Origin of the sequence: Alloactinosynnema sp. L-07 (genome assembly GCF_900070365.1) — a bacterium.
Taxonomy (GTDB): Bacteria; Actinomycetota; Actinomycetes; order Mycobacteriales; family Pseudonocardiaceae; genus Actinokineospora.
Genome location: NZ_LN850107.1, coordinates 3,890,550 through 3,902,799 on the forward strand (window position 1 = coordinate 3,890,550; position 12,250 = coordinate 3,902,799).

A 12,250-nucleotide genomic window follows, 5' to 3' on the forward strand; every position below is an offset into this window, starting at 1 on the left:
CGGCCCGTGCCGGAACCCGATCCGAGTCGCCAGGCGGGTGACTGCGAGAGCCTCTTGAGGCTCATGGACGCAGGCAGGCTGGGTCAGGTCGTGTCCTGGTCGGCGATGCTGAGCCGGTACAGCACCGATCCGTACGAGCGGACCCAGGCGCACCTGTTCTCGGTGGGCGCACTGTTCGGCCTGGGCCGGACGGACACGCCGGGGTTCGCCGACGTGTTCGCCCGCGCCCGCGGCGCGGTCGAGCGGTTCCCGGTGCCCGCGCTCGTCGGCGAGTTCCATGCCCTGGCGGGCGCCGTGGCGTTCGGGGTGGGCGATGTCGAGGACGCGATGCTGCATGTCGTCGACGGGATCCGGGTGACCGCCCAGAGCCGCCCGAGCGTAACGGCGGCGGTGGCGTGGTTCGACCTGGCGTGGACCGCGGGCGAACTGGGTATGGCCGACGAGGTCGACATCTCGCTGCGGCACGCGCGCGAGTCCGCCGCGCGCTGGGGCCTGCCCTACGAGGACGCCCCGATGCGGCTGACCGCGGCGGTGACGGCCGACCACCGCGGCGACACCGACCGGTGCGCCGTGCTCCTGTCCGAACTCTGCGCCGACGCCCGTAGGTTGGCGGGCGAGCTCGATCGTCTGGCGATGGCGGACCGCGTCTACTTCGCGTACGCGGCGGCGCGGTACCAGCTCCTCGGCGGCGATCCCGGGATCGACCCGCGGCGGCTGATGCCGCTGGGCGCCGACCAGGCCGCCAACCCCTACCGCGGCCTTATCCGCGTGTGCCTGGCGATCAGCGCCGGACGGGCCGGGGAGGTGCTGGTGGCGCTGGACGAGATGGCGCCGGTGAACCTGGTGCACGAGGTGGAGATCCTGCGGCTGCGCTCGATCGCGCTGACCTCGATGGGCGACCCGACGGGCGCGCTCGCCGCGGAACGGCGGGCCATCCGCCGGTTCACCGAACCGTGGCAGAACCTGCGCAGACTGGCGGCGCGGTCGCGAGTGGACCACGCCGTCCTGTCCGAGTACGCCGCCGCCGCGCTGACCGATCCGCTGACCGGCCTGCCCAACCGCCGCCACCTCGAAGAACGCTTGGCCGAGATCAGCGCGCGGCGGGAGCCCGCGGTCGTGGGGTTGCTGGACCTGGACAATTTCAAGGCCGTCAACACCGAGCACGGTCACTTGGCGGGAGACGCCGTCCTTGCCCGAATCGCGGCGGTGGTCACGTCGTCGTTGCGGAAGGGGGACTTCCTGGCGCGATACGGCGGCGACGAGTTCGTGGCGGTGCTGGCGGACACGTCGTTGGCGGCGGCGGTGGAGGTCGAGGACAGGATAAGCGTGGCACTGGCCAGGGAGAACTGGGACGAGCTGGCGCCGGGAACGGGGGTGGGGATCAGCATCGGGTGGGCGGAGCTGACCTCCTGGGGGCCCGCCGCGGCGCTGGCGGCGGCGGACCGGGCGATGTACGCCCGCAAGAGCGCGCGGGGCTGAGTACACGAAAGAAAGAAACGCCTCGGCACTGTGTGCCGAGGCGTTTCCCGTTGGACGTGTGTAGGTCAGCCCAGGACGACCAGCAAGTCCCCGCCCTCGACCTGTTGCACCGGGCCGATAGCGAGCCGGGTGACCTTGCCCGCCTTGGGCGCGGTGATGGCCGCCTCCATCTTCATCGCCTCGATCGTGGCGACCGTGGCGCCCGCCTCGACCTCGTCGCCCTCGCCGACGGCCAGGGTGACGACGCCCGCGAACGGCGCGGCGACGTGGTTGGCGTTGGACTTGTCGGCCTTCTCGGCGACCGGCAGGTCCGACGCGATCGCCCGGTCGCGGACCTGGATCGGTCGCAGCTGCCCGTTGAGGGTCGCCAGGACAGTGCGCATGCCGCGCTCGTCGGCGTCGGCGATGGCTTCCAGTTCGATCAGCAGGGTCACGCCCTTGCCGATGCCGACCGCGTACTCCTTGCCCTGCTCCAGGCCGAAGAAGAAGTCCTTGCTGGCCAGCACGCTGGTGTCGCCGTACTGGTCGCGGTGGGCCAGGAACTCCTTGGTCGGGCCAGGGAACAGCAGCCGGTTGAGCGTGGCGCGTGGGGCGACGGCCAGGCCCGCGCGGTCCTCCTCGGTCAGCTCGGTGACGCCCTTGGGGGTGGGGCGGCCCTGGATGGCCTTGCTGCGGAAGGGCTCCGGCCAGCCGCCCGCGGGGTCGCCGAGTTCGCCGTGCAGGAAGCCGACGACGGAGTCGGGGATGTCGAAGCGGCCCGGCTCGCTCTCGAATTCCTTCGGGTCGACGCCCGCGCCGACCAGGTGCAGGGCGAGGTCGCCGACGACCTTGGACGACGGGGTGACCTTGACCAGCCTGCCGAGCATCCGGTCGGCGGCGGCGTACATGGTCTCGATCTCCTCGAACCGGTCGCCGAGGCCGAGAGCGACGGCCTGGGTGCGCAGGTTCGACAGCTGGCCGCCGGGGATCTCGTGGTGGTAGACGCGACCGGTCGGCGACGGCAGGCCCGCCTCGAACGGCCGGTACACCCGGCGCACGATCTCCCAGTACGGCTCCAGGTCCGACACCGCCTGAAGCGACAGGCCGGTCTCGCGCTCGCTGTGGTCGGTGGCTGCGACGATGGCCGAGAGCGACGGCTGCGAGGTGGTGCCCGACATCGACGCGACCGCGCCGTCGACAGCGTCCACACCGGACTGGATGGCCGCCAGGTAGGTGGCCAGCTGGCCGCCCGCGGTGTCGTGGGTGTGCAGGTGGACCGGGAGGTCGAACTCCTTGCGCAGCGCGGTGATCAGCCGGGCCGCGGCGGGCGGGCGCAGCAGGCCCGCCATGTCCTTGACCGCCAGCACGTGCGCGCCCGCGCCGACGATCTGCTCGGCCAGCTTGAGGTAGTAGTCAAGCGTGTAGAGCTGTTCGGCCGGGTTGGACAGGTCGGCGGTGTAGCAGAGTGCGACCTCGGCGATGGCGGTCCCGGTCTCGCGCACGGCCTCGATGGCCGGGCGCATCTGCTCGACGTCGTTGAGCGCGTCGAAGATCCGGAAGATGTCGATGCCGGTCTTCGTCGCCTCCTGGACGAATGAGGTAGTCACCTCGGTCGGGTACGGCGTGTACCCGACGGTGTTGCGGCCACGCAGCAGCATCTGCAGGCAGATGTTGGGCACGGCCTCGCGCAGCGCCGCGAGCCGCTCCCACGGGTCCTCGGCGAGGAACCGCAGCGCCACGTCGTAGGTCGCGCCGCCCCAGGACTCCAGCGAGAGCAGCTCCGGGGTCATCCGCGCGACGTGCGGGGCCACGGCCAGCAGGTCCTTGGTGCGCACCCGGGTGGCCAGCAGCGACTGGTGGGCGTCGCGGAAGGTCGTGTCGGTGACACCGACGTTCTTCGACTCGCGCAGCCAGCGCGCGAAGCCCTCGGGGCCCAGCTCGACGAGCTTCTGCTTGGACCCGGCGGGCGGCTCGGCGGCCAGGTCGATCTCGGGCAGCTTCTGCCGCGGGTCGATCACCTTGGGCCGCTCACCGTGCGGCTTGTTGACCGTCACGTCGAGCAGGTAGGTGAGCAGCCGGGTGCCGCGGTCGGCCGAGCTGCGGGCGGTCAGCAGGTGCGGACGCTGCTCGATGAACGACGTGGTGACCCGGCCTGCGACGAAGTCCTCGTCGTCCAGCACGGCCTGCAGGAACGGGATATTCGTGGCCACGCCCCGGATGCGGAACTCGGCGACGGCGCGCTTGGCCCGGCGCACCGCGGCGTCGAGGTCGCGGCCGCGGCAGGTGAGCTTGACCAGCATCGAGTCGAAGTGGGCGCTGACCTCGGCGCCCGCCGCGGTGCCGCCGTCGAGCCGGATGCCGCCGCCGCCCGGGGAGCGGTAGGCGCTGATCATGCCGGTGTCGGGGCGGAAGCCGTTGGCGGGATCCTCGGTGGTGATGCGGCACTGCAGGGCCGCGCCGCGCACGTAGATCGCGTCCTGGGTCAGGCCAAGGTCGGCCAGCGTCTCCCCCGCGGCGATTCGCAGCTGCGACTGCACGAGGTCGACGTCGGTGACCTCCTCGGTCACCGTGTGCTCGACCTGGATGCGCGGGTTCATCTCGATGAAGACGTGATGGCCGCGCGTGTCGAGCAGGAACTCGACCGTGCCCGCGTTCAGGTAGCCGATGTGGCGGGCGAACTTGACCGCGTCGGCGCAGATCCGGTCGCGCAGCTCGGGGTCGAGGTTCGGCGCGGGCGCCAGCTCGATGACCTTCTGGTGGCGCCGCTGCAGCGAGCAGTCGCGCTCGTAGAGGTGGATGACGTTGCCGTCGCCGTCGGCGAGGATCTGCACCTCGATGTGGCGCGGGTCGACCACGGCCTGCTCAAGGAAGACCGTCGGGTCACCGAAGGCGGACTCGGCCTCCCGCATGGCCGCTTCCAGCGACTCGCGCAGCGCCTTGGGCTCCTCGACGCGGCGCATGCCGCGCCCGCCGCCGCCCGCGACCGCCTTGACGAAGATCGGGAAGCCGATGTCCTCGGCCTTGGTGAGCAGCGCCTCGACGTCCTTGGACGGCTCCGAGGACTGCAGCACGGGCAGGCCCGCGGCCTTGGCCGCGGCGATGGCGCGGGCCTTGTTGCCGGTCAGCTCCAGGATGTCGGCGGTGGGGCCGACGAAGGTGATGCCTGCCTCGGCGCACGCGGTGGCCAGTTCGGGGTTCTCCGACAGGAAGCCGTAGCCGGGGTAGACCGCGTCGGCGCCCGCCTTCTTGGCCGCCTTGACGATCTCCTCGACCGACAGGTACGCGCGCACCGGGTGTCCGGGCTCGCCGATCTCGTACGCCTCGTCGGCCTTCATCCGGTGCTGGGAGTTGCGGTCCTCATGTGGGAACACCGCGACAGTCCCGGCGCCGAGTTCATAGCCGGCCCGGAACGCCCGGATCGCGATCTCGCCGCGGTTGGCGACGAGCACCTTGCGAAACATGCGCGGATACCTCCTGCTACCTGAGGGTCGGTCGCAGGAGGTTACCGTGTTTGTCCCGCCAGTCGGGAGCATCGTCCCACGTGACGGACGCCATGCCTGTCGTTAACCTGCCACGATCCAACGGCTTGGTCGACCCTCGAACCGATCGGTCTCACCCACCGGACATTCTGGTGCCCGAGGGCCCTCAGCGCACGAGTACCTCGTGCACCAAAGCGGGCTGGCCCGCCGGGAAAACCACCCTTACGCGGGTCGCGGGCGCCCCTGGCGTGGGGATGTCGGTGTACTCGCCCTCGACCCGGCCCACCGTATGCCACGTGCCCGCCGGGTCAAGGAGCTGGACTTCGCCGCGCGCGGGCGTCGCCCGACCCGCGAGCACGATCACCCCGGTGACCTGCCGGGTCTCACCGATGGGTACCTCGATGGCGCCGGAGGTGACGGGGAACACGGTGTCGGCGTCACCGTCCGCGCTCGCGTCGACCGGCGAAGGGACGACGGTGAACTCGCGGACCACCAGCCACTGGCGCTGCCCCCGGACCGCCCGCAGGCGCAGGTAGCGGGTCGGGTCGGACACCGTGGCCACCACCGACGGCGCGTCGACGCGGCGGACCGGGGTCCACCGCACCCCGTCGACCGACTGCTCCAGCACGCCCGCGCGCAGGTAGTCGCGCGGGCGGTCGGCCTGGCCCATCTCGATGCCGACTTGGCTGACCCGGCGGACGCGGCCGAGGTCGAGGATGACCTGGGACCCGGGCACCGGCGGGCCGTCGCTCCAGAAGTAGGTGCGCGCGTCGCCGTCGGCCATGCGGGCGGGCAGGTGGTCGCCGTAGGCGCCGAGCGCGGTGACGGGCCGGGGCTGAGTGGGCCCGATGCCGAACGCGGCGTCCGACGCCGCTTTGGCGCGGTCTACGAATCGTTGGTAGGGCGTCGGGGTGCTCGGCAGGCGTAGTCGCTCGCCCCAGGCCCGGCGGAACCGACCCTCGCTGTGGGCGAGCAGTATCCGCGCGGCCCGGCGCACCGACTCCCCGCCGCTGACCCCGGAGGTGCGCACCCGGTGATCGAGCTTGGCCAGCGCGCGGCGGAGGTCGTCGTCCCCGCGATAGGCGGCCCAGAACTCGGCGATGGCCTGTGGGATGTCGAGAGGATCGGCCGCACGCGGCGCGGCGGGGCTGGGTGCGGCGGTGGCCGGGATGGGCGGCGCGGCCAGGGCGACGGCGGCGACGAGCGGCAGCCAGCGGCGCTTTCCGCCTGTGGGCACGAGGTGATCCTTCCGAAACGGCCAAGAACAGGCGCACCGGTGGGCCCACCCGAAATCGTTTCAGGATCAGCCAGATCCAGCCAGGCCCACCACCCGAATGGCCCACGGCGGAGGCTTCCTTGCCACGGCAAGGAAGCCTCCGCGCAGGCAACGCGAGCTAAGGGGACCGTGTCGGCGGCCGACCACGGTTGCCGCCTGACTTCAGCGCTATCTCGCCAGGCGACCGGGCCTAGAAATTTCGGGGAGGCGGGCCAGTAAAGAGAATGCGGTTCGGGCTGTTCGGCGGGAGGTTGCACACCCCGGGGCTCGCCGAGCTGACCAGAGCCGTCTGCACCTTCGCCGGGGTCGCGGTCGGGTGGAGTCCCAAGTAGAGGGCCGCGCCGCCGCTGACGTGGGCGGCGGCGAGTGAGGTGCCGGTGATGGTGACCGTCGCGGTGTCGGAGGTGATCCACGGTCCGGTGATCAGCACGCCCGGCGCGTAGAGGTCGACCGCGGGCCCGTGGTTGGAGCTGCGGGAGACGCAGTCGTTGCGGTCGACGGCCGCGGACGTGATCGCCTCGGCGACGCGGGCGGGCGAGAAGTTGCTCGCCAGGCTCGCCGACGAGCCCGCCGGGACCGAGTAGGTGACGCCCGAGGCGATCGAGCGGCGGACCGCGTCGTCGAGGGCCTGGTTCGCCGAGCCGCCAAGGCTCATGTTCGCCACGGCGGGCTTCACCGCGTTGCGGGTCACCCAGTCGATACCGGCGATCACTCCGGAGATCGTTCCTGAGCCGGAATTGTTGAGCACCCGAACCGGAACGATCTTGACTTGCTTGGCCACGCCATAGGTCTTGCCGCCGACAATGCCCGCGACGAAGGTGCCGTGCCCGTTGCCGTCGGTCGGATCGGTGTCGTTGTCGACGAAGTCATAGCCGCCGGACACGCGGCCGCCGAAGTCCTGGTGGGTCGCTTTCACGCCAGTGTCTATGACATAGGCGTGAACATTCGGAGACGTGGTGTTATAGCGGTAGCGCGAGTCGAGCGGCAGGGTGCGCTGATCGATCCGGTCGAGTCCCCACGGCGGGTTGAGCTGCTCGCCGAGCGCGCGCACAGGGGTGTCGGCGACGACGTAGTCGACGGCGGGGTCGGCGGCGAGCGACCGCGCCTGCTTGGCCGTCATCCGGGCCGAGAATCCTTGTAAGACAGTGGAATAGCGGTGTTCGACGGTGCCGCCGTGGCGGTTTGCGAGCGCGTCGGCTGAGCCTGCCTTCATGATGACGACGTAGCCGGACGAAGCCTCGGCGGCGGCGGGCGCGGCGACAGCGAGACAGACGGTCATGGCGGTCAGGCCGATCCGAAAGAAGGTCATATACCTGATCTAGGTGGGACCGGTGCAACGAAACAATCATCCCCAATTGCCGGACCGGCAATCGACACGTTCGAGGGACCCACTAAAGTGGCGCAATGCCCTCTGGTGACGCTGAGTCCGCTGACAAGGTCCCGCACTTCGACACTGTCCTGCGGGGGTACAACCCGCGTCAGGTGAACGAGCGGGTCACCCGCCTCACCTACGACCTGCGCCACGCGGCGAAGGGTCGCGACGACGCCTCAGCCAAGGTCGCCGAGCTGACGAAGTCGCTCGGATCGTTGCAACAGCAATTGCTGGAGACAACGACCCGGCTCAACCGGATCAGCGCGAACCCCAACAGCACCGAGGGCATGACCGAGCGCGTCCGCCTGATGATGGAGCTGGCGAACGAGGAGATCGCCGACTTCAAGCGCCAGGCCGACGACTACGCCCAGGGCGTGCGGGCCGAGGCCGACGCGCACGGTGCGGGCGTGCGCGCCGCGGCCGACGACTACGCGGGCCAGACCCGCGGCAAGGCCGACAACTACGCGGCCAACACCGTCCGCGCCGCCGACGAGGCCGCAGCGGGCCGCCGCGCCGACGCCGACGCGTATGCCGCCAACCTCAAGGCCAAGCACGACAAGCTCGTCGCCGACGCCATCGAGCGGGGCAAGCAGCTAGAGGCGGACTACAAGCGCAACCGCGCGGAGCTCGACGCCGAATACGAGGGCATGCGGACCGCGCTGGGCGCCGAGCACACCAAGCTCATGGCCGACTCGCGCGCCGAGATCGAACGCCAGTCCAAGGCCAACGAGGCCCGCATCGCCCAGCTCTACGACGACGCCTCGACCCACCGCGACGAACTCGACGCCGAGGCTCTGCGCATCCGCGGCCAGCTCGACACCGACGCGGACACCAAGCGCGCCGCCGCCGACGAGCAGGCCGAACAGGACCTCCTCACCAAGCGCACGGCCGCCGAGGCCGACCTCGCCGCCCGCACCGAGCAGGCCGAGGCCACCTTCGCCGAGCGCACCGCGGAGCTGGAGCGCACGCTGGCCGCCCGCGGCGACGAGATCGAGCAGGACCTCGCCGACCGCACCGCCAAGGCCGACACCGAGATCACCGCCCGCCTCGACTCCGCCGAGAAGCGCGCCGCCAAGCTGGTCGCCGAGGCCGAGAAGCTGCAGGCCGAGACCAACGCGCTGGTCACCGACCAGATGGCGGCCGCCGACACCGAGATCGCCGCCAAGCGCGCCGCGATCGATGAGGAGACCACGGCGCTGCGGGCGTTGGCCGAGAAGGAGACCTCAGAGCTCCGCGCGTCGACCGACAAGGAGACCTCGGCGCAGCGGGCGACGACCGAGAAGGAGACGACGGCCCTGCGGGCGTCGGTCGAGAAGGAGACCACGGCGCTGCGCGAGTCGGTCGAGAAGAAGACCACGGCTTTGCTCGCCGAAGCCGAGGCGAAGTCGACCGAGGCAGCGGCGAAGCACCACGCGGCCACGGACTACGAGACTCGAGTGTCGGAGCAGGTCACCAACGCGTTCTCGCTGCTTGAAGAGGCTAAGAAGCATTTCGCTGGTGCGGTCAAGCCTGCCGCCAACACCAATGGAAACAAGCCGGCGGGCGCTCGACGCTGAGGTCCTTGAGTTTCGCCCCGGCAGCCACTGGCTGTCGGGGCGAGCCGCTTTTAAGGGGTCGACGAACTTGAGGCCTGGGCTTGGAGGCGGAGGCAGCGTGATCAAGGGGTGGCACGGCTGGGTCAGTACGTTCACTGGCGTGGTGCTCATTACGGTGGCCGTACTGCCGTTGGCCGCGCTGGCGGCATGGGCTCTGGCACGCCGTAGGAGTGCCACCGGCACCACGCCCGCGTGGCGGATGTCGCTGGCCGAGGTCGGCATCGTCTACGGAACGGTGCCGTGGGTATGGATGATCATGTTGCCGGGCGGCGGGGCAGGCACCGTCTCCGGTCGGGTGAACCTGGTACCGCTGCAGGACCTGCTCACTATGTCGACGGGCCAGGTCGTCGGCAACCTGCTGGTGTTCACGGCACTGGGGTTTCTCGGCCCGCTGCGGTTCGCGGCGCTGGCGTCGGTACCGCGGATCCTGGTGTTCGCGGCGGGCTGCTCGGTCCTGCTCGAGACCGCGCAGTACGTGCTGCGGCTGGACCGGGTGTCCTCTGTGGACGACGTACTGCTCAACGCCGCGGGCGCCGGGCTGGCCGCGGCGGCGTCGCGCCGCTGGTGGCGCACTACGGCCGGAGCGATATACCGTGCCGCTTAGGGTTCAGGGATGCGCGTGCACGAGCCCTACCTGGCCGAAGCCGCTGAAGTACCCGTGCGCCGGTAGGCATCCTTAGGCGCGCGTGGCGCCGCGGAGTGCGTCGATCGCCTTTTCGAGGCGGGTCGCGCGGGTGGCGGGGGTGCGGGCCTTCATGAGGTCGAGCAGGATCGCGTAGCGGCTGGTCTTGTCCAGGGCCTCGAATGCCTGGGCGGCGGACTTGTCGCGGGTCAGCGCCTCGGCGAGGTCGTCGGGAACCGTTGCCGCTTTCTGCGAGGCGTACGCGGCGGCCCAGCGGCCGTCGGCTTTGGCGGCTTCCACCTCCGCCAAACCTCCCGGACGCATGCGTCCCTCCGCGGTCAGGGCCGCTACCTTGGCGACGTTGACCTGCGACCAGGTGCCCTTGGGGCGTCGGCGTGAGTACCGCTGGAGGAAGTGCGTCTCGTCCAGCGACCGGCGCTGGCCATCGATCCACCCGAAACAGAGTGCGCCGTCGATTCCCTCGTTCGCGGTGATCGAGGCGATTCCGCTGTTCTTCTTGGCGATCTTGATCCAGACGCTCGCCTGGGAGTCGTGGTTGGCCTCCAGCCACGACTCCCATTCGGCGACGTCTTCGCAGGTGATGGTCGGCTCGGTCATGGCACCATCTTGCACCTGCGAAATGCTGATCCCTACGCGAGCAGTTCTTGCAGTTCGACCACGGCACCGCTGAGGTTGTCGGCGAAGGTGTGCATCTCGGCGGCGACCTGGATGGGGGTGCTCAGGTAGATGTTGAGGCTGTCAGGGAGCAGGACATAGGCCACGCCGATGCATTGGGGGCTGGTGGAGCCGAAGCCGAAGTAGGTGATGTTCGTCGACGGGGCCGAACTGGTGCTCAGGTAGTCGTCGCGCATCTTGAGCCAGCCGGGGGTGTCGTAGAGCGCGAGCGGTGCACCGGTGCCGCGGCGCTTCTGGATCAGCTGGAGTTCCCAAAGGTGCTGTTCGGGGGCTTGGCCCGCCTGGCATTCCTTGGCTCGCGCGACGTGCTTCTCGGCCGCGGCGCGGAAGGCGGCGCGGCGGGCGTTGACGTCGTCGGATTCCATCGCGGACAGGAACGCCAGGACCTCGGGGGTGACCACGCGCATGGCTTCGGTGCGGCCGCGGTTGTACTGGCGGGTGGCGATCGATTCGTACGTGGCGCCCGCGAAGCCCTTGGTGCGCTTGTGCGCCAGTTGGTAGGCCAGCTGGGCGAAGGCGTCCGGGGACATTCCGAGTTGCTTGGCGCGGGTGGCGCCGAAGTCCGCGAACGACACCGTCTGGGTGGCGGTGTCGGCGGCGTACTGGGTGAAGGCGGCGCCCGCTGACTTGATCGTCTCGCGCAGGGCATCGGTCAGGGCGAACTCGACGGGTTCGATGGCGGGCAGACCCTGGGCGGCGGCGCCCGACGACGTCTCGTGTTCCTGGGGGGTGGAGTTCAGCAGGGCGTCGACGAAGGCGAGGATGGTGGTGCCGTCGAGGCCCTGGTGCTCGATGTTGATCCCGGCCTTGCCGTCGGCGAAGACGACGAGGGACACGGCCTTGTCGAACCAGCGGTTGTCGCCGTAGAGCAGCTGGTCGCACGCTTCCTGATCACCCGAGGGCGCGATGTCCTCAAGGCACACGCAGAACAGCGCCGTCTCGATTGTGTCGACGGCGGCGGCGTTCGACTCGGCGAGGCTCTGGCGAGTGGCCGCCCACTCGGCGCGGGCCAGGGTGGTCAGGTGGCCGACCGGGAACTCGGCGGGGGCGGCGGCGGACTTGATGATCGCGTTCAGGCCCGCGGACAGGTCGTCCAGGGAGTGCGGGGTGCCCTCGGCGCCGAGCACGTCCATTCGGTAGATGTTGCCGCCGCGCAGGACCGCGATGTGCCGTGCCCGCGACGGGCCGGGCCACTCGTCGCTGTACGGGGTGCGCACGGTGTCCTGCGGGTCGCCCGGGATTCGGGTCGACGAGAAGAGGTACTTGTTCTGCTCCATCGACAGCGCCTGGCCGCGCTGGACGACCGGCGGGACGCGCTCGTCGTCCAGCAGTTGCTTGTAGGCCACGGCACCGGCGATCAGGCCCGCCGCGCGCTCGGTCTGCGTCTCGTCGGTGTCCTTGAAGAGGAAGAAGAAGTTCGCGTTGAGGGCGATTCGGTCGCGACGGCCGAGGTAGCGCGACGGCCAGAACGTGTCGAGCCAGCTGTGCACGCCCGGGGTCTCGTTGTACTCGACGAGAGCCGCGTGCAGCTCGTGCGCGGCGCTGTCCGGCGCCATGTAGGCGGCGACGGCGGACTCGGTCGCGGCCAGTTCCTCGGCGGTCAGCAGCGGGCCGCACCATTCCAGGAACCGCGCGCACGTCTCGGCGAGCGTGGGCAGTGGGACCCGGGGCAGCCGGTCCTCATTGCCGAAGGTGCGGGGAGACCAATCCGGGCTGCTGTTCACTGTCGACCTCGAACTCGTGAAGGGATGA

8 protein-coding genes are annotated in these 12,250 nt (G+C 70.4%); 3 read left to right on the forward strand and 5 right to left on the reverse strand.

Going from position 1 to position 12,250, the window contains the following annotated elements; genetic code table 11:
* The first annotated feature begins 6 nt into the window (after positions 1-6).
* On the forward strand, positions 7-1,479 hold the full coding sequence (locus BN1701_RS37990; RefSeq protein WP_157368034.1) for a diguanylate cyclase: 1,473 nt from the start codon (positions 7-9) through the stop codon (positions 1,477-1,479).
* A gap of 65 nt (positions 1,480-1,544) precedes the next feature.
* Here the strand turns inward: BN1701_RS37990 and BN1701_RS17180 are convergent, their stop codons facing one another.
* The 3 genes from BN1701_RS17180 to BN1701_RS17190 form a co-directional block, all read right to left on the reverse strand.
* The gene (locus tag BN1701_RS17180; RefSeq protein WP_054050093.1) at positions 1,545-4,919 is read right to left on the reverse strand and encodes a pyruvate carboxylase; all 3,375 of its coding nucleotides are present in this window, start codon (positions 4,917-4,919) and stop codon (positions 1,545-1,547) included.
* A gap of 184 nt (positions 4,920-5,103) precedes the next feature.
* Positions 5,104-6,174: a discoidin domain-containing protein gene (locus BN1701_RS17185; RefSeq protein WP_054050095.1), complete on the reverse strand. Its 1,071-nt coding sequence runs from the start codon at positions 6,172-6,174 to the stop codon at positions 5,104-5,106.
* 229 nt (positions 6,175-6,403) lie between these two features.
* Positions 6,404-7,522: a S8 family peptidase gene (locus tag BN1701_RS17190; protein WP_054050096.1), complete on the reverse strand. Its 1,119-nt coding sequence runs from the start codon at positions 7,520-7,522 to the stop codon at positions 6,404-6,406.
* 95 nt (positions 7,523-7,617) lie between these two features.
* Between BN1701_RS17190 and BN1701_RS17195 the strand changes: the two genes are divergently transcribed.
* Both BN1701_RS17195 and BN1701_RS17200 read left to right on the forward strand, forming a co-directional pair.
* Positions 7,618-9,141, forward strand: a complete 1,524-nt coding sequence (locus tag BN1701_RS17195) for a hypothetical protein (protein ID WP_054050098.1) — start codon at positions 7,618-7,620, stop codon at positions 9,139-9,141.
* Between the two features lie 139 nt (positions 9,142-9,280).
* Positions 9,281-9,784, forward strand: coding sequence for a VanZ family protein (locus BN1701_RS17200; protein ID WP_231949628.1), 504 nt, complete (start codon positions 9,281-9,283; stop codon positions 9,782-9,784).
* Between the two features lie 72 nt (positions 9,785-9,856).
* Here the strand turns inward: BN1701_RS17200 and BN1701_RS17205 are convergent, their stop codons facing one another.
* Together BN1701_RS17205 and BN1701_RS17210 are read right to left on the reverse strand one after the other, a co-directional pair.
* Positions 9,857-10,420 carry a YdeI family protein gene (locus tag BN1701_RS17205; protein ID WP_054050102.1) on the reverse strand — a complete coding sequence of 188 codons (564 nt, stop codon included), beginning with the start codon at positions 10,418-10,420 and terminating at the stop codon, positions 9,857-9,859.
* Between the two features lie 32 nt (positions 10,421-10,452).
* Positions 10,453-12,222, reverse strand: coding sequence for a choline/carnitine O-acyltransferase (locus BN1701_RS17210; protein ID WP_054050104.1), 1,770 nt, complete (start codon positions 12,220-12,222; stop codon positions 10,453-10,455).
* Between the last annotated feature and the right edge of the window lie 28 nt (positions 12,223-12,250).